Genomic DNA, 25,715 nt, shown 5'->3' with positions numbered 1-25,715 from the left:
ATCTTTCGGTTATTTATAGATAACCGCGGTGCCGCTCATTTTGTCTTTACCGACAGCGGAAGTGATGCTGTAACCAGTTGCGCCAGCAGCAGCCGCTTTCTCAGCCAGTTTGGCTTCCAGGCCATCCAGTGTGGTGGCGCCATCAGCAGAAACTACACCAATTTTATTCATGCTTTGTGCCTGAGTGGAGGAAACCGGCTCGGCAGCGAAAACGCCAAATGACAGGGTAGACAGGGCGATGGCAGCAACAGCAAATTTGATATTTTTCATGATTAATCTCTCGCAGGGTTGTTCTGTTGGTAGTCAGTGTTCTTTAAGAAGACGTTGTTCCGTCGATGTGATAAGTATCACGTTTTTTTGGGTGAGAGAAAATCGAATAGAATTGACGACATCAATCAAAAAAATTGAATGACAAATAACTTATTGAATATTAATAAATTCAGGCGAGGGATTTACAGTTCTTGTCATTGCGCTTTACAGAGAAACCAACAACGGCACATTTTGCCACACAGAGTGCGAAAAAGCGTGCTCGTAAAGGAAATCGTATGCGCTGAAACTTTTGGTAAAGATGAGTCAACGTAGCTGGCTGTCTTTCGAACCTCTGCGATTATATCCTGAAAATGTCGCGCTATGTGAATCTTTATCCTGTTGGCAAGTGATGCACAAGCGTACCCCTGGCACGGCCTCACGTCTGGCCTGAGGGATAGGATTGCCACATTCTTCGCATTCATACAGACTTTCCCCGGTCGGTAACTCACCGCGGGCGCGGGCAACAGCATCTTCAATAGTATTGTTGATCTGTTCGTTAACTGCGTCGTCATTTGCCCATCCGGATGCCATGTGTACCTCCTGCTGCTGATGTCTACAGACTAAGTATAGCGAAGGTGATGGCTGAAAAACGACCATGCGCCAGCAGTATCAGATTTCAGACCATTCGCGCAGCAGGTTATGGTAGAGATTGAGTAATGACAGGATTTCGTTGCTCTCCCCATGACGTGCCTTCAGGGACTGAATGTTTTTATCCAGTTCAAAAAGCATGGCGCGATTTTTGTCGTCACGGATCATCGACTGGATCCACATAAAGGATGCCACACGAACGCCATGGGTTACTGGCGTTACGCAGTGTAGGCTGCTGGAAGGGTAAAGCACCAGATCGCCTGCCGGAAGCTTCACCGCATGCTGGCCGTAGGTGTCATTAACCAGCAGCTCTCCGCCTTCATAATCATCCGGATTACTCAGGAATAAGGTTGCGGAAAGATCTGTGCGCATCCAGCCGTTCTCCGGATGGCTACGCACCGCACCGTCAACGTGAAAACCGTAGGTCTCGTTGTCCTGGTAGCGATTAAACAGCGGTGTTGAGAGCGTTTTCGGTAGTGCTGCGGCGAAGAAAAGCGCGTTGTTATTTACCGCAGTCTGTACCGCCTGTTGTAAAACGTCGTAGCGTTCACTTTGCGTATTCACCTGCTGGTTGTTTTTAACCAGCGCCCCTTGAGCGCCGGTAGTTGCGCGGCCATCAACCCAGTCGGCTGCGTCCAGTTGTTCGCGAAACCAGGCGACATCCTGCGCCGACAGAACGCCGGGAATGTGGTACATCATCAGTGTTTCTCCTGAAAGTGGGGCTTTCGCCCCACGCGATGGATCAGAAATGCATATTGGCAGTGAGCAGGAAAGTTCTTGGCTCGCCTGGATGATAACGGTATCCACTCTTGTTTATGGAGGATACATAATCGGTGTCGAACAGGTTATAGACGTTTAGCTGGAAATCGAGATTGCGATTCACGCGATAGCCCAGTTTGGCGTCGGCGACCCAGTAACCTTCAGTGTAGGATGGCGTACCCACGGCGCCGTCCGAACCGCGATGCATACTGCCCACGTAGCGTGCGCCCGCGCCAACGGAAACATCGTCGGTTGCCTGATACTGGCTCCACAGCGTGAACGCATGTTCCGGCGTATAGGGCAGGGAAGAAGAACCATCCTGAGCAACATTTTTGCCGCTGTGGATGGTGGCGCGTTGCTGGGTGTAACCCCCAATAACCTGCCATGCGGGGGTGATGTTGCCTGCTACCGAGAGCTCGTAGCCTTCAACGCGTTTCTCCCCGTACTGGGAATAGGTACCGTCGTCGTTCTGCTCAACTTCATTCTCAATATCCGTGCGGAAAATTGCGGCGGTTAACAGCAGGCGCTTATCCAGCACCTCCCATTTGGTGCCAATCTCGCTAGTTTTCGCTTTCTGCGGTTTGAAGTCGGTACGGTTTGCGCTGTTACCGCTTCCGCCCTGAGCAAGGGCAAAGTTGCTGCCGCCCGGCGGTTGCTGAGAAACGGCATAGTTAATGTAGACATTGCCGTTATCGGTCAGGTGATACAGCGCGCCCGCTTTCCAGTTCACCAGATTGCCTGATTTGGCAGTATCCACAGTGGTGACCGGGGAACCTTTGGCGACGCCTGTCGGACATGCCACTGCACCACGGCCAGAAGCGCCGCAAGCGGTGGCGCTGTCATATTCAGTGCGGTAATTGTCGAGGCGAATACCACCGTTCAGCTCAAACTCACGGGTAATTTGTAGCGTATCAAAAGCGTATACGCCAAAGGTATCGGTTTGCCCGTTAGCGTTGGCGCCGTTACGCGATAATCCGCCGATATTCACGTCGCTGTTGGGATGATAAATATTAACCGGCGGCGGGGTAATCGGGGCTACGCCATAGTTGGTTTGTGTTTCGCGCGTCAACTCCACGCCAGTGCTGATGTCGTGACCGATGGATCCCGTGTAAAACTTTGAGGTCAGGTTGGTCTGGTTGGTCAGGATTTTGTTACTGACATCTTTGGTATTTGCCAGGCGTGACCAGGTCCAGGTGTCGACGCTGCTGGTGGGTTGCGTAATATTAGACGCACCGCCCATCACCGCCGTCATCAGATAATCCTGTTTAATGCGCGACCAGCGGGTGGTGTTGCGAATCGTGGTGCTGTCGTTCAGGTCATGTTCAAAACGCATCGTCGCGGTATCGGTCGTCGAATCGTCGTAATCCGAGTTGGTGCCGTAGAAGTTATGCGTATCAACTTTTCCTGAATGATTCAGTGCAGACGTCCCTGCGGAAGGCGCGGAGTAACCCGGCAGGCCGATGGTGGGAATGCCTCCATCCGGTGTGTTGTGTTGAGTAACGTGCAGATAGTTCAGATACAGTCGGTTCTCGGTGCCTAAGCCAAAAGCAAGTGAGGGGGCCACGCCGTAACGTTCATTCTTCACGTTGTCGCGACCGGCATCATGTGTTTTTTCACCCATCAGGTTTAAGCGTGCGGCGGTGGTGTCGCCGATAACCTGGTTAATGTCCAGCGTACCACGGCGGAACCAGGCGCTACCGACGCTGGCCGACGCATCGATTCCTGAGTCGGTACGCGGCTGTTTGCTGATCATATTGATAGAGCCAGTCGGTGCGCTACGTCCATAGTCGGTACCGGAAGGACCTTTAATCACTTCGACCTGTTCGGTATTGAAGGTATCGCGCGTGACGCTGCCGATATCACGAACACCGTCGATATAAATACTGTTCGAAGTATCCGCGCCACGCATATAAACCGCATCACCGGTAGTGGAGTTGCCGTTTTCACCAGCGAAAAACGCGCCAACGCCCGGTACGTTTTTCAGCGCATCGGTCAAATTTGTTGCGCCTTGATCCTTAATCACCTGCTCAGAAATCACCGTCATGGTGCGGGTGGTATCCGCCACCGGGCGGGAGAATTTAGGGTCGGCAGACTGTGTTGGGGCGTACAGCGAAGGTTTGGCCGCTTCAACGACCAGAGTATCTTCTGGTTTTTTGTCCTGATCGCCTGCTGCGAAAGCCTGGGCTACCGGAGACAGGCCAATGCACAGACCGGCAAAAAAAGTCAGTGAATGAAAACTACTGGACGGCAAGTTGCGATTTTTATCCATTTTAATTAATGACTTATTATTTTTTGAGTAGACGGTTTCACTCACGCGAAGGGACATCTCTGTGGATGTTGTACCCTGCAGGTCTCGCGAAAATGAATGTGTAATTGATAATGATTTTAATAATCATTTCTAATCAGTGCGACGTTTTAGCATTCATTAATTCAAAAATAAATACATTTATTTACATTGGATTCAAAATGCCAACACATTGATTACAAATTGAGCCGAAAATGAAGTGAACAGCGCGCAGAAAACTGCATTCGGGCGAATGCAGTTGGGAGAAGGTGGGGGCTACTTATAGATAGTTGCGGTACCGTACATCTGGTTTTTACCGCCTGCAGAATTAACAACAAAGCCTTTTGCCCCTTGTTCTTTCGCTTTCTCTGCCAGCTTGTCCTCAAGGTCGCTCAGGTTAGAGGCGCCGGTAGCGGATACTGTGCCGGAAGCTTGTAGCTGACCGGTAGCTGGGCTGGTGTATGGCTGCGCAGCAAAGGAGGCAAATGTCATGCCGGTAAGTACGGTAGCGGCAAGTAATGTGAGGCATTTCTTCATGGTGATATCCTCTGAAAAACAACAGGTGTGCCTGATAAGTTTAGGTCGTCAGCGGATGACATTTACCGCAAAAAACTGGTGATGAACTGTCTGTTTTTCGAACAATCAGCAAAGCGTCAAACAGGCGTAAAAAATCAAATTTCCTTGTTGTGTGTGTTTACCACGTGGCGTTATGCGGGTATCTTACGCCGTTGTTAAAAGGAGAATGCTATGTCCGCCCAGAAACCGGGATTACACCCACGCAACCGCCACAATGGCCGTTATGATCTTGCGACTTTATGCCAGGTTACCCCAGAGCTGACGCAATTTCTCACCCTCACGCCCGGCGGGGAGCAGAGTGTTGATTTCGCCAATCCGCAGGCAGTAAAGGCGCTCAATAAAGCACTGCTGGCGCATTTTTATGCGGTGAAAAACTGGGATATTCCGGACGGTTTTCTGTGCCCGCCGGTTCCTGGTCGCGCTGACTACATTCACCATCTGGCCGACCTGTTGGGGGAAACCAGCGGAACCATTCCGGCAAATGCGAGCATCCTGGACATAGGCGTAGGGGCAAACTGTATTTATCCGCTGATCGGCGTGCATGAATACGGCTGGCGATTTACGGGCAGTGAGAGCAGTAGCGAAGCGTTTAACAGCGCTCAGGCGATCATAAACGGCAATCCGGGGTTAACCCGTGCTATTCGTCTGCGTCGTCAGAAAGATGCTTCGGCAATCTTCAACGGTATCATTCACAAAAATGAGCAGTATGAAGCCACATTGTGTAACCCGCCATTCCATGATTCTGCGGCCTCAGCCCGTGCAGGAAGCGAGCGTAAACGTCGTAATCTGGGGCAAGATAAAGATGATGCGCTGAACTTTGGCGGACAACAGCAGGAGCTGTGGTGTGAAGGCGGCGAAGTAGCGTTCATCAAAAAAATGATCGTCGAAAGCCAGGCTTTTGGGCGTCAGGTTATGTGGTTTACCACGCTGGTTTCGCGCGGCGAGAACTTACCTCCGCTGTACCACGCATTAACGGATGCGGGCGCGGTGAAAGTGGTCAAGAAAGAGATGGCCCAGGGGCAAAAGCAGAGTCGCTTTATTGCCTGGACCTTTATGGATAACGATCAGCGTCGTCGTTTTATGGCGCGTAAACGCTAAAGCGTTGGCTCGGTTGGCGGCAGCGGTTCGCTTGCCGCAGACGTTGGGCCATTCCCTGGTGCAGGCAACACTTGATACGTCTGTACCGGGGCGCGTATGTTGGCCAGATCGAAGTATTTCTTCACCTGGCTGTCGAGCGCAAAACGTACCGTCCACTGCTTCAGCGGCAAGGTGGTAAACGAGACCCGTAGTGTGAATGCCGTATTGGTTAATCCTACAATCCCGGCAAACGACGGCTCGCCGATAATCAGCCCGCGAATATCATCTTTTTCCATCACCGCAGCAACCGCATCTTTCAACGCCTGATTCGCTTTATCCGCATCCTCATGGCGGTCTACGTCGTAATTGGCGACGACCGATCCAATTCCCCGCACAAAGTTGGCGAAGGTCGTTATCGATGACCAGGGAATAATATGGTATGCCCCGGTGTCCTGACGCACGCCCACAGAACGGATGGACATCCGTTCAACCGTACCGGTGAGTGGGCCAATGGTCACCAGGTCGCCGGTGTTCATGCCATTTTCAAACTGAATAAAAATCCCGGTAATAATATCTTTTACCAGCGTTTGCGAGCCGAAAGAGATAGCCAGCCCCAGCGCCCCGGCCCCGGCCAGTAAGGGGGCGATATTGACGCCGATTTCCGACAACACAATCATGATGGTGATCGTGCTGATGATCACCGCCAGTGCGTTACGAAACAGTGTCAGTAGGGTGCGGGTACGAGCGCTGGGCAGCGGACGACCGTGGATATCGGAAGCCAGACGATTTTCAATCAGGCTGGCGAGAATCGTCCAGCCGATGGCGGAGAAGAATAAAATCAGCGCGATACGGATCAGGATATCCACTGTTTTTTCTCCTGCGCCGTAATGCAGCCAGTTCCAGAAGTCGAACAGTCCCCAGGCATTCAGTAGCAGCATCACCGCAACGCACACCGTCAGGATCCTGGCTACGCTTAACGCCGTCGACAGCCAGCCATTCAGCCGCTTTTGTAGTTCCGGATAGCTGCGCTGAGTGTGTGGCGAAAGGGTAATAGTTTTGGCAATCCAGCGGGAAAACATGCCGGAAACAAAGGCGGCAATTCCAATGATTACCAGGCTGCGCAGCGTAGCGCCCATCATGAATTTCAGGCTGTTGCCCGGATCAAACAGCGAAAAGAAAAACAGCACAATGAAATAGGCGCTGGCCAGCCAATGCCATACCAACGCAAAAGCACGAATAAACAGACTGAAAAAAGCGAGGGATCTTTCCGCCAGATTCAGCAAATGCTGCGTTATCTCTTTCTTGTTTCTGAAAATCAGGTACAGCGCCCATAGCGTGATACACAACATGATGATGACGTTGGCCATCGCGCCGACCTGCACATTGACCTGATTCGAAATAATGGGCACGGCAACGATAAGCCCATAGCCAATCAGGCTGCTCAATGAACTCAAACGGCGATTCCAGTAGCGTGCGCCAGCATCCTGAATGTTAAACGGGCGCAGCTCGGCCACCGTTGGGCAAAATATCAGGCGCAAAATGGCCTTGAAGAATTCAATCAGGGCGAAGGCATTGAGAAACAGGCTTTGCTGAAAGGCGATCGTGCGGCTGCCAGCGTTCATTTTGTCGCTCAGTATCTGCCCGACAAATAATGTCAGCGCCAGCAGAAGCAAATCAATAATGAATGCGCCAACGATCATCGCCGGAAGCTGAAGCCAGTTGCTGCGTTCGCGGTTTTTGCGTCGTGCCCATTGTCCCATTTTGCGATACAGCGGCAGCGCGCACAGGCGAATCAGCCAGAAAAAACCAAACACTGACACCGCCAGCATTAAAAAATGCGTCAGAGCATTGGTGAACGTTTGCGGATTAAAGGTCTTATGCGGGGCATCGGTAATATTGCGATAAAGCTGGGCAAAGCGGCTGGAGAGCGCCTCACCGTAGTGGCGGGTGACGTCCGTGACGTTTTCCAGTACCGTTTTTTCTTCCGTTAACGTGGGCGGGACAATGGTCGGCACCGGCTCGGCAGGAGGGGCAGTGGCCACTTTGCGTAACTGACCGATCAGCTCCTTCCGCGAGGCGTCATTTTCCAACACATCGGCCAGTGCACCGTAAGCCGCTTTTTTCTGTTCAATATCCGGCTCTTTCGCCGCTGTGGTTTGCGCGTTGGTTGATGTTGGCGTGGTGACGCCAGGAATTGTCACCGCCTGGGTCGGAAGACTCAACAGACAAACAATGATGAACAGGATCCCGCGCATGACTCCTCCCATGAGAAAATAAATACAAAAGGATAAGTATAGATGTCAGGGCGGGAGAGAATTGAAATGAGAGGATTCTGGTGAAAAACCTCCCTTCGGGCGAAGGGAGGCAGAGCTATCAGGATACGTGCTGCAAGAATTCCTGTAAGCGTTGGCTGGGCGGATTTTCAATCAGGGCCTGCGGATTACCGTCTTCGGCAATACGACCCTTATCAATGAAAATCAGGCGTGAAGCCACTTTTTCGGCAAAACCGATTTCGTGGGTCACAATCACCATGGTCATCCCTTCTTCCGCCAGATCCTGCATAACTTTCAGAACTTCGTGGCGCAGTTCTGGATCCAGCGCAGAGGTTGGCTCATCAAACAGCATCATTTTCGGCTTCACCGCCAGCGCACGGGCGATAGCCACACGCTGTTGTTGACCGCCGGACAGCTCAGAAGGGTAGTGATGGGCGCGCTCGGCCAGACCCACTTTCGCCAGCAGTTCTTTCGCCAGTTTCTCGGCCTGTTCTTTATTCGCCCCGCGTACGCGCTGCGGTCCGAACATGACGTTTTCCAGCGCCGTCAGATGCGGGAACAGATAGAACTGCTGAAATACCATCCCGGCTTCCTGGCGGATTAACCGCTCGTCTACCTTCGGATCGTTCACTTTCAGACCGTCGACGATCAGATCGCCAGAGGTTATCTCTTCCAGTTTGTTAATGCAGCGTAGCAGGGTAGATTTACCGGATCCTGACGGCCCGATAATCACCACTACTTCACCCTGTTGAATGTTCAGGTCAATATTGTGCAGCACCTGGGTTGGACCAAAGTGCTTAGAAACGTTTTTAAATTCAATCACAGGATTTTCATCCTTCTTTCCAGACGACGCAGAATGAAGCTCAGCACCAGCGTAATGATCAGATAGAACACCGCAACGGCGCTCCAGATTTCCAGTGCGCGGAAGTTACCGGCAATGATTTCCTGGCCCTGACGGGTCAGTTCAGCGACGCCAATGACAATAAACAGCGAGGTATCTTTAATGCTGATGATCCACTGGTTGCCCAGCGGCGGCAGCATACGACGCAGCGCGAGAGGCAAAATAACGTGGCGAATAGTCTCTGTGCGTGAAAGTCCAAGGGCCAGTCCGGCTTCGCTGAATCCTTTATGGATTGAGAGCACCGCACCGCGGGTGATTTCCGCAATATAGGCACCGGAGTTGATCATGATGGTGACAACGGCGGCGCTAAAGGGGTCAATGCGTAAATCGTTAAATGCCATTGGTAGAGCGAAGTAAATAAACATTACCTGCACAACGATTGGCGTACCGCGAATGACTTCGATAAACACCAGCGCTACGTGGTTGGCGATCCAACCGCCGAAAGTGCGCGCAAACCCTGCTGCAAGTCCGATTATCAGACCGCCAGCCAGACCGAGGACCGAGATCCACAGGGTCATTTTGGCGCCTTCAATCAAAAGCGGGATGGCGGGCCAGATGGCACTCCAGTCAAACTGCATATGTCGTTCCTGTTACCGTGGTGTAAATATTCAAATGCCCGTTTTGCCGGATGTGCTGTGCTTATCCGGCTTACAGGTCTCAAAAATCCAGGCGTAGGCCCGGTAAGCATCACGCCACCGGGCAACGCTACAGGTTATTATTTAGGTTCAGTACCGAACCATTTTTTGTAGATTTCGTTGTAAGTACCGTTCTCTTTCAGCGTTTTCAGCGCGCCGTTCACTTTCTCACGCAGGTCGTCGCTGCCTTTCGGGAAGGCGATGCCGTACTGCTGGGCTTCCAGTGATTCGCCTACAGCTTTGAACTGACCATTGCCAGCTGTTTTGATGAAGTAAAGAATGTTTGGTGTGTCGTGCAGCACGGCGTCTGCGCGGTTGGTGCCCAGTTCCATATACGCGTTATCGATGTTCGGGAACTGACGCAGGTCTTTAGTTTTGATATTCGCTTTTGCGTAATCAACGGAACCGGTGCCGCTCTTCACTGCGACAACTTTACCATCCAGATCTTTCACGCTTTTCACGTCGTTGTTATTCGCTTTCACCATCACTAACAGACCGCTTTTGTAGTAGCCGTCAGAGAAGTCGATCGCTTTTTTACGCTCATCGGTGATGGTGATACCCGCCAGTGCCAGGTCGATATTTTTGGTTTGCAGAGCCGGGATGATGCCGCTGAAATCCATTGGTTTCAGTTCATAATCCAGCTTCAGTTCTTTGGCGACAGCAGCCCACAGATCCACATCAAATCCAACGTATTTGTCACCCTGTTTGAATTCGAACGGTACAAACGCGGTGTCAGTTGCGACAACCAGTTTCTTATCTGCGGCATGGGAGGACACCGCAAAAGCCAGGGTAAGTGCAGCCAGTGAAACTTTTAATACAGACTTCATAGGATTTCCTTTTATATCCACGGGGCGATCCCCTGCGAGAACATATGGCTTAATGAAAGAATCGTGCCAATTTTGCAACTCATTGTTTTAACAAGAGGGTGTTTCGTTTCTCTGCACAATAAGTAGGGCAAAGCGAGTAATCTGCACTGTTTTGGGGCACTCATTTGGTGCGAACCAGGCACGGTGCAAACGGTATGACTATTTAGCGTAAAAATTGTTGATAAAACAATCTTTCGTTAACGATTGTGTGAGGTGATTATTACAAATAATTTACTTTGGAGTGACGAATGATCAATGTTATGCACCATAGATGTGCAAAACCCCCGCCGGAGCGAGGGTTATATAGGTAATTCTTATGTCTGCGGTTACTCAATGTTGGCTTCGATAAACCACAGGAATTTGTCGAGATCGCGAGAGGCTGCGGTAAAGATATCCGCGGTATCTTCGTCTTTTGCTTCGCTAATAGCCTTACGTACGCTGTTTGCAACTACGGCATAACGTTCGGCCAGCTCTTTTAAGTGGTCCTGTACGTTATGGATATCCAGCGGGTAACTTTTCAGAGGCGTTTTGCTATTAATAACCTGAGTTGTGCCCAGTGCCACACCGCCCAACTGTACGGCGCGTTCAGCCATAGTGTCGAGGTGATCGGTCAGGGCTGTACGGAAGCCATCCAGCATTTCATGTACCGCAATGAAGTTTGCGCCGCGCATGTTCCAGTGAGCCTGTTTGGTGATCAATGACAGGTCAATGAACTGGATTACTTGCTGATTCAGCAGTTCTACGGTCGCTTTCTTTTCGCTATCAGACACATCATTGCGGGTATAAAGGAGGGCGGATGCTTTTGTTTTTACCAGTTTCGCGGTACTCATATTTTCATATCCTCTTGATATTTATGTCCCAACTCTTCAACGGAATTAAGTATAGCGCTAAATTTGGATTTTTTTTTCCGGTGTTGCCTATTACTTTAATAGCGAAGAAGGGGTAAATATAAAATATCTAATAAAATCAATTGGTTGAATTATGTGTTCTTGCGGGATGTTATTTTTATGTTAATTTTGAGATTAAATGAAATATGCGGATGAGAAAATTATATTTTTTAGAATTATTATCACGCAGATTTACAATTGGATATTCTGCATGATTATGCAAACCATGCAGAATATTACGTGGTTAATTCACGTCGACTTGTTTTATTTGTGGCTCTTTACGAATAGTGAGCGTAGAGCCCATTGATGCGACGATAATGGCACCCAGAGCGAGTGTCTGGATAAGCGTCAGCGTTTCACCGAGGAAGATCATTCCGGAAACCGCTGCCAGGGCAGGTTCCATACTCATCAATGTACCGAAAGTACGCGTCGGCAGGCGCGTCAATGCAATCATCTCCAGTGAATAGGGAAGTGCAGTAGAGAGGACTGCAATGGCCAGGCCTAACGGCAGAATGGACCAATGCCACAGGGCATCACCAGCCTGGATCGCGCCGATTGGCACAAATACCAGTGCTGCAATTAATGACCCTACTGCGACGGTTGCCGGACCGTGTTCCGCCCCGGCTCGCTGCCCGGTAAGAATATAGATGGCCCAGCAGGCACCAGCCCCCAGCGCTAGCGCAGCACCGGTTAAATCGACGTGAGAAACGTCCTGACCTAATGGCAGCAGGAACCACAGTCCGAGTACAGCCAGTGCAACCCAAATGAAATCCACCGGTCGCCGGGATGAAAACAGCGCTACCGCCAGCGGGCCGGTAAATTCCAGCGCCACGGCAATTCCCAGTGGCACGGTCTGGATTGACAGATAGAAGAGATAGTTCATCCCGCCCAGAGACAGGCCATAAAACAGAAGGGGCAGGCGCTGTTCTTTGGCGAATCGCAAACGCCAGGGTTTAAAGAAGGCGATAAGGATGAGGGTGCCCAACGCAAGGCGCAACGCGGTAACGCCCGGCGCGCCGACGAGCGGGAACAGCGATTTCGCCAGAGATGCTCCGCTTTGAATGGAGGACATAGCAATTAGCAAAACCAAAATAGGCAACCAGACTGGCGCTTTTCGTGACGACCCCGGCATCCTTTCTCCTGTCAAATTATGTCAATAGAAGTAAAACAGCGAGTGTAATGGAAATACACACATGCGGTTGAGTATTCGTTGAAAAAAAAATTGCTCAGTTCCGTACAATGGCATGAAAATGATGGATTAATAATCTGCGTGATTAGGAATAATCTGGATGAATGTGCCATATTGTGCGCGCAATAATGGCATTTTACGTTAGAAAAGTGATGTTAATTGAAAGAGATAGCGGATTTCTGAAATGTTCTGTTACATGAAAGACCCCGTTAGACATCGCTAATCGCAAAGAGTTTCCCATCAATTTTTGGTATATTTAAAACTTAAGATTTACTTGAAGCACATTTGAGGTGGTTATGAAAAAAATTGCATGTCTTTCAGCACTGGCCGCTGTTCTGGCTTTCTCCGCAGGTACTGCTGTAGCTGCTACTTCTACCGTTACCGGTGGTTACGCTCAGAGCGATGCTCAGGGCGCAGCGAACAAAATGAACGGTTTCAACCTGAAGTATCGCTACGAGCAGGACAACAACCCGCTGGGTGTTATCGGTTCCTTCACTTACACTGAAAAAGATCGTACCGATGCTTCTGGCGACTACAACAAAACCCAGTACTACGGCATCACTGCTGGTCCGGCTTACCGTCTGAACGACTGGGCAAGCATCTACGGTGTAGTGGGTGTTGGTTACGGTAAATTCCAGAACGCAGCATCCCCGGCTGACAACCACACCACCAGCGACTACGGTTTCTCTTACGGTGCTGGTCTGCAGTTCAACCCGATCGAAAACGTTGCTCTGGACTTCTCCTACGAGCAGAGCCGTATTCGTAGCGTTGACGTTGGCACCTGGATCGCTGGCGTGGGTTACCGCTTCTAATCACTTCGGTGATATGAAAAATCCGCCTCTCGGGGCGGATTTTTTTTGCCTGCAATATGAGCTGTTAACGAGATTTGGTCTCGAAGATGTCGGTACCAAGGTGGTTGTAGTCCACCTTCTGCAGCTTAAAGTTGGTGATGTACACAGGCCCGGCTTTTTTCTCTGAGATAAAGCGGTAGCTGTTGGTTATTTCTTTTGCGCTAATCCCTGTCCACTGCGAGAAAAAGCTGAGGAAATCATTGGCGGATCGACGGGCCTTAATCACCCGATGCGCTTTATCATCGCTCGACAGCACCATGAAAGGTACCTGGAAATTCTGCTGGAACTGATCGTCATGCGCCAGGTACTGCACCTCTTTTCCACGCTCTTTAAACGCGAGGCCATGATCGGAGAAATAGACCATCGAGAAGCTGGTACCGCTATTACGTAGCTGATCGTATAGCTGGCGCAGTAGGTCATCCGTTTGCGTCATGGTGTACAGGTAGCAAGACGTCTCTTTTGACTGGACGAAAGTCTCGTACTTACCCTGCGTACGGTCGCAGGCCTGCGGATGTGAGCCCATTAAATGCAGTACAATAAGCTGCGGCTGAGTGCGCTCGGTTGCCAGCACCTGAGCGGTTATCTTCAACAGCGCTTCGTCACGGGTATTTTTATCCGCTTCGAAGTCACCGTTCTTGAGGAACTGAACTTCATCAGCGCGTTTTGCAATGCTGGCGATGGCCGTGTCGTATTCACCAATTTGTCCCTGATTGGAAAACCACCATGTCTGGAAACCTGCTCGGTTGGCCAGGGTGACAAAGTTATCCTGGAACTGGGGCTTATTGTCGACCACCCGATTCAGCGTCAGGCCGAGTGATTTTTGCGTTGAACCGCTGGCAGCAATGTAATCCGCAAAGATGTAGCCGTTAACGGAGCTGGCAAACGGGGTGTTATCCCAGTGACCGCCAAACGCGCCTAACGCATCGCGGCGGGCGCTTTCGCCGATCACCACGACGTAGGTGTGATACTTCGGCTTCACGGCGGTTACGGTCCAACTGTCTTTCACGCTCGACAGCTTCGCCATACGCTCTTGTTCGTCGAGCACTTCGTTGTTATTGACGATCACGTCCTTGGCAAACCGGAAAACCGGATAGCCAGTGTCTTTCAGCTTGAACACGCCGCCCCAGGCCAGGTTTTGTACCGGGGTAACAAAGAATGCGACAACGCTGAACAGCAAACAAACGCTGTCGAACTTGTTCCAGCCACGCTTTTGTTCATCTTTTTTACGACGTACGGCGATAACGCCGAGGGCGAAAATAAATACCCCAACCAGATAACTGTACCAGGGGAAGATGGTCAGGATTTCGGTGGACTCTTCCATATTGGTTGAGTGCAGCGCCAGCAAGGTATTGAAGTTCGGCGAGCCGTAAGCCTGGCCGAACGGAAAGTACATTGCCGCAATCAGCGAGCAAAGGCCAATCAGCACTTTCTGCGCGCGCGGCGCGCTGCGCCACAGCAGCATCAATATACAGGTGAAAGCAACGCTATAGAGCAGGCTAAGCGGATAGCCCAGCGCAAGGTTGATCAGCAGAGACTGTAAGAAATAGAGGCCAGTCCACGGACTAATCGCCCGGCTACGAGCAATGATTGAATCTTTGAGGGTTAAATTCATATGCCACTGTTACAAAAACGCCATGTGCTTACCCTGGCGCTAAGGGTCATTGCCTGCCTGAGAGAGCGAGAAGAGGGATAGGGTCCGCATCCGCGAGCCGCAATATACGCAGGGCTGCGAAAAGATAGAGTGTGCGCAAGAGAAGGTCAACTACTACAAAGAAATTGTTTTGCGAGGGACGTGGCAAAACTGACAAAAAGAAGGGTTATTGGGACGAAAACCACCACCGTACCCGGATGACGGCAGGAAAAAGAAGCGGCGTACCGCAACGCCGCATTAATTTTCTGAAGGTTTATCCTTCTCTGGTTTGCTGTTAATCATGTCACACAGCATAGAGATCAGCATCAACCGTACTTTAAAGGGAGAGTGGCTAAACACGCGTATACACCTCTTAAATTCATTCATGTAAACCTCCTGACTTCACGATCCCATCAGTCCTTGAGGGATGTCTTTATTATATACAGATATAGCACAGGCTATATTATATAGCTATTGCTAAAACGTTAATTTTTTGTGCCCGCGCAACTCTGGTTTACAATGAGCGCTCTCTAATCAGATGCCGTTAACGCGTCACAGTAACGAGGAAGCAGAATGAGTCGTCGCGCAGGTACGCCAACAACAAGAAAAGTGACGCAATTGGTGAATGTCGAAGAACACGTTGAAGGGTTTCGTCAGGTTCGGGAGGCGCATCGCCGTGAGCTGATTGATGACTACGTAGAGCTGATTTCCGATCTCATTATTGAGGTAGGTGAAGCGCGCCAGGTGGATATGGCCGCACGGCTTGGGGTTTCCCAGCCGACGGTTGCTAAAATGCTTAAGCGTCTTGCTTCAGTCGGATTGATTGAAATGATCCCCTGGCGAGGCGTGTTTTTAACCGCAGAAGGTGAACGACTGGCTCAGGAAAGTCGGGAGCGTCATCAGATTGTGGAGAATTTCCTGTTGATGTTAGGTATCAGTCCGGAAATTGCCCGTCGCGACGCGGAGGGGATGGAGCATCACGTCAGTAAGGAAACGCTGGAGGCTTTTAGCCGGTTTACGCAACAGCAAGGAACAGGCTCTGAATGAGTTTTCCTTTATTACGCGCCTTACAGCGCGATCGTTTTTTCCAGCTGTTAATCATCGTTGGGGTTGTACTGAGCCTGTTCACGCCATTTACCCCCCGGTCGTGGCCGGGAGCGATTGACTGGCACACAATTATCACGCTTAGTGGCCTGATGTTACTGACCAAAGGCGTGGAGCTAAGCGGTTACTTCGATGTGTTAGGGCGCAAGATGACCCGCCGTTTCAAAACAGAGCGCCAGCTGGCGATATTTATGGTGCTGGCAGCGGCGTTGTTGTCGACGTTTCTGACCAACGATGTTGCGCTGTTTATTGTTGTTCCGCTGACCATCACTCTGAAAAAATTGTGCGCTATTCCGGTGAATCGCCTGATTATCTTTGAGGCGCTGGCGGTTAACGCCGGATCGTTGCTAACGCCAATAGGCAATCCACAAAACATTCTGATGTGGGGACGCTCAGGCTTATCGTTTACCGCGTTTACCTGGCAAATGGCGCCGCTTGCGGGGGCCATGATGCTGACGCTGGTGGTGCTGTGCTGGTTCAGTTTCCCGAATAAAGCGTTGCACTATCATACCGGTACGCGCGCACCTGACTGGCTACCGCGTCTGGTGTGGGGCTGTCTGGTGTTGTACATCATCTTCCTTGTAGCACTGGAGTTAAAACAAGAGCTGTGGGGTCTGGCGATTGTGGCGGCGGGGTTCATGGTGCTGGCTCGCCGCGTGATCCTCTGCGTAGACTGGACGCTGCTGTTGGTGTTTATGGCGATGTTCATTGATGTGCACTTGCTGACGCAGCTTCCGGCCCTGCAGGGGATAACCCACCAGATTGGCGCGCTTTCAGCGCCGGGGCTTTGGCTGACCGCCATTGGCCTGTCGCAGTTTATCAGTAATGTGCCCAGTACGATTTTGCTGCTGAACTACGTCCCGCCAACGCTGCTTCTGGCCTGGGCGGTCAATGTGGGCGGCTTTGGGCTGTTGCCGGGATCGCTGGCGAATCTCATTGCGTTACGGATGGCGAACGACCGTCGGATCTGGTGGCGTTTTCATTGGTATTCGGTACCGATGCTGATATGGGCGGCGCTGGTGGGATATGGTTTGTTGCTGATGATGTCATAGCGACGCAGAGGCGATAAAAAAGGCGGATGATTCATCCGCCTTTTTCGTTTCAGGTATGTGCTTAGTTCAGGCGAACCGGCATACCAGAACGGTTCTGTACTGCCTGCTCAACGACGGCCTGATCGACGTCAGGCTGACCGGTGATGCTGGTAATGCTCTTGGTCAGGGTAATCGGTACAATTTCCCCGCCTTCGAACTGTGCTTCAGTCGTAGACAGCGGGTTATGTACTTCGATGTAACGGCTGCCGTCTGGTTCGGTAGTGGCTTTTACTGGCTCATCAATAAACTGTACACGGGTGCCGACCGGCACATTTTCAAACAAGAATTTGATGTCGTCGTTACGCAGACGTACGCAACCGTGGCTGACACGTAAGCCGACGCCGAAGTTAGCATTGGTACCGTGGATAGCATACAGGCGACCGATATACAGCGCGTACAGTCCCATCGGGTTATCCGGACCAGCCGGAACAACGGCTGGCAGCGGCTCGCCTGCAGCGCGGTATTCCGCATGCATTTTCGCCGTTGGCGTCCAGGTTGGGCCTGCTTTTTTACGTTCTACTTTGGTGGTCCAGTTGATTGGCGTGTCTTTGCCCAACTGGCCGATACCGATCGGCAGAACAATTACGGTGTTGGTGCCTTTCGGGTAGTAGTACAGACGCATTTCAGCGCTGTTGATAACAATACCTTCATGCACGGTATCCGGCAGGATCAACTGCTGAGGAATGTTCAGCACGGTGCCGCCTTTCGGCAGGAAGGTATCCACGCCCGGGTTGGCTTCCAGCATGTTAGACAGACCCATCTGATACTCCGCCGCAAAATACTCCAGCGGTTGGGTGTTGCCTTCAGGAATAGTAATGACCTGGTTTTGGCCAATCAAACGGCTGCCATCGGTCGGCAGCGGGTACGTGACGGCAGAAGCGGTGTTACAAAAACCAACTATTGCGAGTGCCGCCGCGAAAAGCGTTGTTAATTTCATATTCATGTTCATGTATGCGAGATTCAGTGCCAGGCAGGCTAGTGGGTTGAGATTTATGTAGTGTTGGGCACGCATTATATGTGCAATCTGAGCAACAAGGAATTCGGATGTGTACTAAATCACATTTTTTTCCTTTTGGTTTCACTTTATCCCTTCCGCATGAAGACGCGATCTTCTTGCAGACTTATGGCATAATAAGCGGTTTGTCACATATTTCTTTCTCTTTCAGGATACGCCAGTGTTAGTTTCCAGCAACGTCACTATGCAGTTCGGCAGTAAGCCGCTGTTTGAAAATATTTCCGTCAAATTTGGCGGCGGCAACCGTTACGGCCTGATTGGCGCGAACGGTAGCGGTAAATCCACTTTTATGAAAATTCTCGGCGGCGACCTCGAACCGACGCTGGGCAACGTTTCCCTCGATCCGAATGAACGCATCGGTAAGCTGCGTCAGGATCAATTCGCCTTTGAAGAATTCACCGTGCTTGACACCGTGATCATGGGTCACGCTGAACTGTGGGAAGTGAAGCAGGAGCGCGATCGCATTTACGCCCTGGCTGAGATGAGCGAAGAAGACGGCTATAAAGTTGCTGATCTCGAAGTTCAGTATGGCGAAATGGACGGCTACTCTGCGGAAGCGCGTGCGGGTGAACTGCTGCTGGGCGTAGGTATTCCGGTAGAACAGCATTACGGCCCGATGAGCGAAGTCGCGCCCGGCTGGAAGCTGCGTGTGCTTCTGGCGCAGGCGCTGTTCTCTAACCCGGACATTCTGCTGCTCGACGAACCAACGAACAACCTGGATATCGACACCATTCGCTGGCTGGAGCAGACGCTGAACGAGCGTGACAGCACCATGATCATCATTTCGCACGACCGTCACTTCCTGAACATGGTCTGTACACACATGGCGGATCTGGACTATGGCGAACTGCGTGTTTATCCGGGTAACTACGACGAATACATGACGGCGGCAACCCAGGCGCGTGAACGTCTGCTGGCCGATAACGCCAAGAAGAAAGCACAGATTGCCGATCTGCAATCCTTCGTCAGCCGCTTTAGCGCCAACGCGTCTAAATCTCGACAGGCGACCTCTCGTGCGCGTCAGATTGATAAGATCAAGCTCGACGAAGTGAAAGCGTCCAGCCGTCAGAACCCGTTCATCCGCTTCGAACAGGATAAGAAACTGTTCCGTAACGCGCTGGAAGTGGAAGCGCTGGCGAAAGGTTTTGATGAAGGTCCGCTGTTTAAAAACTTCAACCTGCTGCTGGAAGTAGGGGAGAAGGTTGCCATCATTGGTGCCAACGGCGTGGGTAAATCCACCATGCTGAAAACGTTGGTTGGCGATTTGCAGCCGGACAACGGTACCGTTAAGTGGTCTGAAAACGCCCAGGTGGGTTACTACGCGCAGGATCATGAATACGAGTTTGAAAACGATCTGACCGTCTTCGAATGGATGAGCCAGTGGAAACAAGAAGGCGATGATGAGCAGGTTGTGCGCAGCTTCCTTGGCCGTCTGCTGTTCAGCCAGGACGATATCAAGAAACCTGCCAAAGTGCTCTCCGGTGGTGAAAAAGGACGCATGCTGTTCGGTAAGCTGATGATGCAGAAACCGAATATCCTGGTCATGGATGAACCGACCAACCACCTGGATATGGAATCTATCGAGTCGCTGAACATGGCGCTGGAAATGTATCAGGGCACGTTGATCTTTGTTTCTCACGACCGTGAGTTCGTCAGTTCCCTGGCGACCCGCGTGATTGAGATTACGCCGGAACGCGTGATCGACTTCACCGGCAACTACGAAGATTACCTGCGTAGTAAAGGTATTGACGGTTAATTTACCCGTCGTCTTTCGTGTTACAGGTGTGTTGGCTGCACCTGTTCACCCCGGTCACTTACTTATGTAAGCTTCCGGGGATTTACAGGCTGGTCGCCTTCCTGTAACGCGAAATATTTAGGGAAAATTGCGTAAGCTACATATTAAATAATCCCCAGCGCGCGTTTACCGTGGATATTCAAATCCTCCAGCGTGAAGCGTCCTTCCCAGTTAGTTTCATAATCCTCTCGCGGGAAATCACCCGGCGATGCGCCTTTTTCCAGCGCAGCTTTCACTTTGTGGGCGTAGGCCAGATTTTTTTCGCACATCGGGGCGGCAGGGATATACATAACGTTACCCCAGCCCTGCTGATTTTCTACAGGCGCGACGGAGTGAATCACATCGCAATGCCACCACACGGAGTCTCCGGCGTCCAGTTGTGGAATGCTGGTTAACGCTTCAATCAGCAACGGATGCCATTGCGCAGAAATCGGCAGGACTCTGCCGGGCGCTACGCCGCAAAGCTCATCTTCCGGCACATCGCCAAGCAATGGGCGTAACAGCACATACGCCATCGCTTCAGGAATCGGAACCACGTGCAACAATCCCTGTCCTGGCAGCATATCGGACAACGCAGTCCAGCCCTGGAAGGTACGGAACACTGAACATTTGGTGGTGTTATCCACCGTGTACTCTTCTACTTCGGTGCGATGCGCAGCCTGCCACGGATCGTAATCTGCCAGCTTGCCATTGAAAACATGAGCAAATACCTGCTGATACGCAGGCAGCAGCCAGCGTTCCAGCGCGCCGGAATCCGTATGCGCGCCCAGCCCTTTGGAGGTGGTTCCCGGCGGACGGCGGCGTATACGGTCAGGGTAGATAACGCTGACATCCGGGTTAAACCATTGTTTACCTTCGCTTGAAAATGTCCAAAGACGATTGAGGAACGACTGGGCATTGGCCATTTCTTCACTTTGGCGGGCCTGCATCTGCGCCTGGGACCAGTAAATGGGGTAGATTTCAGGTCGCGATGCGCTCAGGGTGCCGAAGAAGTTATCGCCTGGCCCTTTGTAGACGTCATCAAAATGGTTGCGATCCAGGTAATCAAGCATCGACTGATCCCATGCCAGCGCCTGTTCGCGGGGGAAATGCCCTTTAATGACTGCGCATCCGCGACGCTTAATTTCTTCACGCTGCTCTGCACTCACGCGACCCGCTTTGATATCCGCATAGGACAACACAGGCCATACCGGGGAGCCTTGCGCTTTGAGAGCGTTGATTTCCGCCACGCGGGTGGCAATGGCATCGCTCAGTTGATTGAAGATCAACTGAACATCCCCAAGCTGTGCCCGCAGTTGCTGTTTCATCTGACGGATTGCCGCTTTGTGATCGGCGGGCAACGTGTCGCTGGTAAAAGTAAAAGCCATAACCACCTCGCATTAACTTTCATTCGAAACTAAATTTAATTGCAAGTGACAATATAAGTTAAAAGTTAGTTAATGCAAGTTTAAAAACCTGCTGGTGTGAGCAAAATAGAAAAAGAGTGAAAACCGGGATGAGGGATACCCCGGTTGGCAGGATCAGACGTTAAAAGGTGAAGTGTTATCCAGCACTGCCTGAATTACGTTCAGCGCGCCTTGATGGTTATTGTCATCGGTCTGATAGCGGGCAATCGCTTTGATGCTCTCTGCCGCATTGGCCATGGCGAAAGAGTAGTGCGCCATCTTCAGCATTTCCGCGTCATTGCCACTGTCGCCAATGGCGACCACGTTTTGCGGTGACAGGTTCCAGCGTTTTAGCAGACGGCTGATCCCGTTGGCTTTATGTAAGCCTGGAATGATCAGGTCGATAAACCCAAAGCCGCTGGTGACGGGCTTCATAATGCCGTCGAGAGCAGAATGAAGGTGATCGATAACCAGCGGGATCTGTTGGTCCGGTAAATTCAGCGAGAACTTGAACAGCACATCGTCGATATCCTGATAATCCTTGACGGGTTTCAGGCGGTGGTAGTGTTTTGACATCAAACCGACAAAGGACTCTGGGGCATTTTCGCTCACGTAGGCGCTTTGCAGTCCACAGGCCACAAAGTTGAGTTGCTTATCTTTGAGCAGTTCGCCAATGACAATGCGTGATTCGTGGCGCGTAAGCTCGCCGTGAAACAGCTGTTTGCCATGTTCAAACACCAGCGCCCCGTTCTCGGCGACAAAAGAGATCTCATCTTTGAGCTGCGGGAAAAAGGAGATCAACTGGTAATACTGGTTGCCGCTTGCCACGACAAATTCAATATCTCGTTTCTTCAGTTCCTGATACTGCGCCATAAAGCGTGCACGATCGTATTGCTTGGCGTCGTCGAGAAAAGTTCCGTCCATGTCTGTGACGATAACTTTGATGGTCATATATGCTCCTGGCTCATAACTGCGACCAGAAACATTTTAATAACAATGTGAGCTAAAGCACAAATTTAATTTCGAATGAAAGTAAAACGCCAGGTGGCAACTTCTCCTTACCCGGCTAAAGGGGGAGTATGTAAGCCCGGTAAGCGCAGCGCCACCGGGCGGGAGGGTTACAGCATATGTTCAGTGCGCGCGATGATATCGTCCTGAGCATCCGGTGAGAGAGCGGTGAAGAAGGCGGAATAACCTGCTACACGCACCACCAGGTCACGGTACTGATCCGGGTGTTTTTTGGCTTCCAGCAGCGTTTCACGAGAAACGATGTTGTACTGAATATGCCAACCTTTGTGCTCTTCAAAGAAGGTACGCAGCAGAATCATCAGCTTTTGTTTGTCAGACTCATTTTCCAGCGTGGCCGGGTTCAGCTTCTGATTTAATAGCACGCCACCGAGAATCGAACCGGTCGGCAGTTTACCCACCGAGCCAATTACCGCAGTTGGGCCGAGATGGTCCGTACCGGAAGCCGGGCTTGCGCCTTCTGCCAGTGGAGTGTGTGCTTTACGGCCATCCGGTGTTGCCATCGTTGCTGCGCCAAACGGCACGTTTGCAGAAATAGACGAGGTCCCGGCGTAGTAATTGCCGCCAACCGGGCCACGCCCGTAACGCGGATTATGATACTGTTTCAGTTCATCGATATAAGTCTGATAAGCGCGGGCCAGCAGCGTATCAACGCTATCGTCATCGTTGCCATATTTCGGTGCGCCGTTGATTAGTCGTTGGCGTAACTGCTCATGGGTCAGACCGTCAAAATCATCGGCCAGCGCGGCGGCCAGTTGTTGTTGACCGATAGCGCCCTGTTCAAAGACCAGTTTCTTCACTGCTGCCAGGCTGTTGCCGAGGTTGGCGATACCCACCTGCAAACCTGATACCCAGTCATACTTCGCGCCGCCTTGCTTAATGCTTTTCGCGCGTTCGATACAGTCGTCTACCAGCGCGGAGCACAGAATATCGTGTACGTTCTCTTCCAGCATGGTGTCAACGACATACTCGATTTCAATGGATTTACGCGTGTAGTAGCGAATCTGTGTATCCCAGGCATCCATCACTTCATCGAAATTGTTGAAGTTGCCAGCTGAGAGCGCTTTTTCCTGCGGCAGGAAGACTTTGCCGCTGGTGGCATCGCGTCCGCCTTCCAGCGCCGCCAGCATCACGCGGGCAAAGTTAATAAAGCTCATGCCGGTGCAGCGGTAGCCCCATTTGCCGCCAACGGCGGTTTCGATGCAACCAATAGCTGCATAGTCATAGGCGTCTTGCGGTTCAATGCCCAGCTTAATGAATTCCGGAATGACGATTTCATCGTTGTTAAAGGCTGGCATCCCGAAGCCGCAGCGGATCACCTGCACGCAGGCATCAAGGAAGTCATTACTCATCCCCGCGTGATAACGCACACTGAGGTTCGGCTGAGTAGAACGCAAGTGGCCACAGGACTCCAGAATGGCGTAGGAGAGCGGGTTGACGGCATCCATCGCCTGACCGCTAACTAGGTTCTGGCCACCTATGGTTACGTTCTGATACAGCGGGCTGCCCGCTGAGGCTTTCGAATGGGAGCCAGAACGGATTTTGTTCACTTCCAGCAGTTTCAGCCAGCAGCTGTGCAACAGCTCAATGGCGTGCTCACGATCGAGGCTCTGATTCAGTTCTACGTCACGACGGTAGAACGGGTAGAGGTACTGATCCATACGGCCAAACGATACTGAGTGACCGTTAGATTCAATTTGCAGAATCAACTGGATGAAATAGCACAACTGCAACGCCTGCCAGAATGTTTTTGGTGGCTCATGGGCAATCACATCACAGTTTTCCGCCATGGTCAGCAGTTCATCACGACGGCTGGTGCGCGTTTCTGTGGATGCCATTTTACGCGCCAGCGCGGCAAAGCGCTCAATGTGTAAAGTGACGGCTTCCAGCACGATATCAATCGCTTTTAGGAACTGATCGCCGTGGAGATCGTCCAGACACGTCAGATTGATGCGGGAGCGACGTTCATCGACTTTGTGGCGCAGGCCGTCGAGACCTTTTTCCAGTAGTAGCGGGAAGTTCACCGCCAGGTGTGCGTCGCCGGAGGTCATATTACCTTCGGCTTTGATAATGCCGGTTTCCAGCAACCCTTTCTGCTCGTCAGTGAACATCCCGTAGCAGCGATCCTGCACGGTCTGACCACGCCACCACGGACACACCTCGTGTAATACGCGTTTATTCTCTTCGCTTACCGCAAAGCCTGCGCCCGGTCTGTCGGCGAGGTCGTCGATCTCTTTTTCAATCCAGGAGACGGTGTATTCCGGGAAGATCGGCGCGGCGCGCACTTCGCTTGCCTGGTTACCGATAATCAGTTCGTCATGCTTGATCCAGATGGTGCGTTCCGCCAGATGATGGGCCAGCGCCAGCGCGCGGCGTACCGGGATCGGCTTATCCAGATGTTGCTGATACATCTCGGTATAGTGCTGGGCGCGCTCGGTACAAACCGGCGGTTTCACGATATGGATCAGGGCTGTTTTATGCGCTTTGATACGATCGCTGAGTGTGTCCAGTTTCAGAGTGGTCATGGCGATTATCCTCGTAGGGTCGCGGTTAAACCTTTAAGGCTGGCATACTGCTGGGCAAATTCGAGCAGTGCAGGCGCATCAAGCGGTTTATCCGGTGCGTTGTAGGGTTGACTGAGTAAGTGGTACTTGTTGATACCTAGGGTGTGGTAGGGCAAAAAATGAATCTCCCCGACGTGAAGCTCGTCGGCAGCAAAATCGGTAATAGCCTGGATGGCGGCTTCGTCAGCGTTGAACCCCTGAATCAGCGGTACGCGGATAATCATTTTTTTACCAGCTGCGGCCAGTTTTTTTAGATTTTCCAGCACACGAGAGGCGCTGCCATCGGTCCACTGTTTAAACGGCGCATCCGCCACGTGTTTTAGATCGGCCAGAAACAGATCGACGTCAGATAATGATGGTTCAATATACTTCCACGGGACATGCAGGCAGGTTTCCACTGCGGTATGAATGCCGGCGTCGTGGCTGGCTTTGAGCAAAGAAGCCGCCAGCTCTGGCTGCATAAACGGTTCGCCACCGGACAGGGTTAGGCCCCCTCCGCTGCGATCGTAAAACGGTTTATCACGCAATACGGTCGCCATGATTTCGTCCACGCTTTTTACCTCTCCACAGACGGTTAGTGCCTGCGTTGGACAGCAGTGGGTCAGCGCCGTCAGATCGTCATCGGTCAGTTTTTCGCGATGAATCAGCAACCCGCTTAGTGCCCGCTCAATTACTGCGGGTGCTGCCTGAGCACAAAGATCGCAACCATCAAGGCACAGGCGTGCGTCATAGAGCAGATCCTGCGTACGGGCGCGACTTTCCGGATTCTGGCACCACCGACAGCCCAGGGAGCATCCCTTAAGGAACACCACAGTACGGATCCCGGGACCATCATGCGTGGAATAGCGCTGGATATTGAAAATCATAAGCGACCTCTTTTCTTTCGTATAAAGATTAAATTACTTTCGAA

At 51.5% G+C, this 25,715-nt stretch carries 23 protein-coding genes; 5 read left to right on the top strand and 18 right to left on the bottom strand.

The window, feature by feature from the left end:
• Positions 1-9 precede the first annotated feature (9 nt).
• From ybiJ to mcbA, 5 genes are all read right to left on the bottom strand, one after another.
• Positions 10-270: a DUF1471 family protein YbiJ gene (ybiJ, locus tag SK33_RS15765; RefSeq protein WP_003035231.1), complete on the bottom strand. Its 261-nt coding sequence runs from the start codon at positions 268-270 to the stop codon at positions 10-12.
• A 303-nt stretch (positions 271-573) separates the two neighbouring features.
• Positions 574-840: a DksA/TraR family C4-type zinc finger protein gene (locus SK33_RS15760; RefSeq protein ID WP_048219233.1), complete on the bottom strand. Its 267-nt coding sequence runs from the start codon at positions 838-840 to the stop codon at positions 574-576.
• Between the two features lie 78 nt (positions 841-918).
• Positions 919-1,596 (bottom strand): PKHD-type hydroxylase YbiX, encoded by a 678-nt coding sequence (gene ybiX / locus SK33_RS15755; protein WP_048219232.1) that lies wholly within the window; start codon positions 1,594-1,596, stop codon positions 919-921.
• A gap of 43 nt (positions 1,597-1,639) precedes the next feature.
• Entirely contained in the window at positions 1,640-3,925 is a 2,286-nt protein-coding gene (locus SK33_RS15750) for a catecholate siderophore receptor Fiu (RefSeq protein WP_048219953.1), read from the bottom strand.
• A 291-nt stretch (positions 3,926-4,216) separates the two neighbouring features.
• Complete coding sequence (mcbA, locus tag SK33_RS15745) at positions 4,217-4,477, bottom strand: DUF1471 family periplasmic protein McbA (protein WP_003035239.1); 261 nt, start codon at positions 4,475-4,477, stop codon at positions 4,217-4,219.
• Between the two features lie 210 nt (positions 4,478-4,687).
• On the opposite strand from mcbA, the gene rlmF reads away from it, so the two are divergent.
• Complete coding sequence (gene rlmF / locus SK33_RS15740; RefSeq protein WP_003035241.1) at positions 4,688-5,614, top strand: 23S rRNA (adenine(1618)-N(6))-methyltransferase RlmF; 927 nt, start codon at positions 4,688-4,690, stop codon at positions 5,612-5,614.
• Here rlmF and ybiO read toward each other — a convergent pair.
• The 6 genes from ybiO to rhtA all read right to left on the bottom strand — a co-directional run bounded on the left by ybiO (position 5,611) and on the right by rhtA (position 12,287).
• Complete coding sequence (gene ybiO / locus SK33_RS15735; RefSeq protein ID WP_048219229.1) at positions 5,611-7,848, bottom strand: mechanosensitive channel protein; 2,238 nt, start codon at positions 7,846-7,848, stop codon at positions 5,611-5,613. The two genes, rlmF and ybiO, sit on opposite strands and share 4 nt — an antisense overlap.
• A 118-nt stretch (positions 7,849-7,966) precedes the next feature.
• On the bottom strand, positions 7,967-8,689 hold the full coding sequence (glnQ, locus tag SK33_RS15730; protein WP_003035246.1) for a glutamine ABC transporter ATP-binding protein GlnQ: 723 nt from the start codon (positions 8,687-8,689) through the stop codon (positions 7,967-7,969).
• Positions 8,686-9,345, bottom strand: a complete 660-nt coding sequence (gene glnP / locus SK33_RS15725) for a glutamine ABC transporter permease GlnP (RefSeq protein WP_003035248.1) — start codon at positions 9,343-9,345, stop codon at positions 8,686-8,688. Before glnP ends, glnQ begins: the two co-directional genes overlap by 4 nt.
• A 137-nt stretch (positions 9,346-9,482) precedes the next feature.
• Complete coding sequence (glnH, locus tag SK33_RS15720) at positions 9,483-10,229, bottom strand: glutamine ABC transporter substrate-binding protein GlnH (protein WP_003035251.1); 747 nt, start codon at positions 10,227-10,229, stop codon at positions 9,483-9,485.
• Positions 10,230-10,594: 365 nt separating this feature from the next.
• A complete protein-coding gene (gene dps / locus SK33_RS15715) occupies positions 10,595-11,098 on the bottom strand; it encodes a DNA starvation/stationary phase protection protein Dps (protein ID WP_032936399.1) in 504 nt (167 codons plus the stop codon).
• Between the two features lie 301 nt (positions 11,099-11,399).
• Positions 11,400-12,287: a threonine/homoserine exporter RhtA gene (gene rhtA, locus SK33_RS15710; protein ID WP_003035255.1), complete on the bottom strand. Its 888-nt coding sequence runs from the start codon at positions 12,285-12,287 to the stop codon at positions 11,400-11,402.
• A 353-nt stretch (positions 12,288-12,640) separates the two neighbouring features.
• On the opposite strand from rhtA, the gene ompX reads away from it, so the two are divergent.
• The gene (ompX, locus tag SK33_RS15705) at positions 12,641-13,156 is read left to right on the top strand and encodes an outer membrane protein OmpX (RefSeq protein ID WP_003035257.1); all 516 of its coding nucleotides are present in this window, start codon (positions 12,641-12,643) and stop codon (positions 13,154-13,156) included.
• Positions 13,157-13,220: 64 nt separating this feature from the next.
• On the opposite strand, the gene SK33_RS15700 is transcribed toward ompX, so the two are convergent.
• Positions 13,221-14,807 carry a phosphoethanolamine transferase gene (locus tag SK33_RS15700; RefSeq protein ID WP_048219227.1) on the bottom strand — a complete coding sequence of 529 codons (1,587 nt, stop codon included), beginning with the start codon at positions 14,805-14,807 and terminating at the stop codon, positions 13,221-13,223.
• 276 nt (positions 14,808-15,083) lie between these two features.
• Positions 15,084-15,212 carry a manganase accumulation protein MntS gene (mntS, locus tag SK33_RS15695; protein WP_003836996.1) on the bottom strand — a complete coding sequence of 43 codons (129 nt, stop codon included), beginning with the start codon at positions 15,210-15,212 and terminating at the stop codon, positions 15,084-15,086.
• 186 nt (positions 15,213-15,398) lie between these two features.
• Between mntS and mntR the strand changes: the two genes are divergently transcribed.
• The gene (mntR, locus tag SK33_RS15690; RefSeq protein ID WP_048219225.1) at positions 15,399-15,872 is read left to right on the top strand and encodes a manganese-binding transcriptional regulator MntR; all 474 of its coding nucleotides are present in this window, start codon (positions 15,399-15,401) and stop codon (positions 15,870-15,872) included.
• Positions 15,869-16,981 carry an anion transporter gene (locus SK33_RS15685; RefSeq protein WP_048219224.1) on the top strand — a complete coding sequence of 371 codons (1,113 nt, stop codon included), beginning with the start codon at positions 15,869-15,871 and terminating at the stop codon, positions 16,979-16,981. The genes mntR and SK33_RS15685 overlap by 4 nt, the downstream gene beginning before the upstream one ends.
• A 61-nt stretch (positions 16,982-17,042) precedes the next feature.
• Here the strand turns inward: SK33_RS15685 and ldtB are convergent, their stop codons facing one another.
• On the bottom strand, positions 17,043-17,963 hold the full coding sequence (gene ldtB, locus SK33_RS15680) for a L,D-transpeptidase (protein WP_003845438.1): 921 nt from the start codon (positions 17,961-17,963) through the stop codon (positions 17,043-17,045).
• 232 nt (positions 17,964-18,195) lie between these two features.
• Here ldtB and SK33_RS15675 point away from each other — a divergent pair, with 232 nt between their 5' ends.
• The gene (locus SK33_RS15675; protein ID WP_003035269.1) at positions 18,196-19,791 is read left to right on the top strand and encodes an ABC-F family ATPase; all 1,596 of its coding nucleotides are present in this window, start codon (positions 18,196-18,198) and stop codon (positions 19,789-19,791) included.
• Positions 19,792-19,934: 143 nt separating this feature from the next.
• Here the strand turns inward: SK33_RS15675 and SK33_RS15670 are convergent, their stop codons facing one another.
• From SK33_RS15670 to SK33_RS15655, 4 genes are all read right to left on the bottom strand, one after another.
• Positions 19,935-21,197, bottom strand: coding sequence for a DUF1479 domain-containing protein (locus SK33_RS15670; protein WP_048219222.1), 1,263 nt, complete (start codon positions 21,195-21,197; stop codon positions 19,935-19,937).
• Between the two features lie 153 nt (positions 21,198-21,350).
• Positions 21,351-22,166 carry a Cof-type HAD-IIB family hydrolase gene (locus SK33_RS15665; RefSeq protein WP_003836989.1) on the bottom strand — a complete coding sequence of 272 codons (816 nt, stop codon included), beginning with the start codon at positions 22,164-22,166 and terminating at the stop codon, positions 21,351-21,353.
• Positions 22,167-22,333: 167 nt separating this feature from the next.
• The gene (locus tag SK33_RS15660; protein ID WP_048219220.1) at positions 22,334-24,766 is read right to left on the bottom strand and encodes a glycyl radical protein; all 2,433 of its coding nucleotides are present in this window, start codon (positions 24,764-24,766) and stop codon (positions 22,334-22,336) included.
• A gap of 5 nt (positions 24,767-24,771) precedes the next feature.
• Positions 24,772-25,671: a glycyl-radical enzyme activating protein gene (locus SK33_RS15655; RefSeq protein WP_003035278.1), complete on the bottom strand. Its 900-nt coding sequence runs from the start codon at positions 25,669-25,671 to the stop codon at positions 24,772-24,774.
• Positions 25,672-25,715: the final 44 nt, after the last annotated feature.

The sequence above is a fragment of the Citrobacter sp. MGH103 genome (genome assembly GCF_001034475.2).
Taxonomy (GTDB): domain Bacteria; phylum Pseudomonadota; class Gammaproteobacteria; order Enterobacterales; family Enterobacteriaceae; genus Citrobacter; species Citrobacter freundii.
This window is presented reverse-complemented; position numbering and strand designations above follow the sequence as displayed.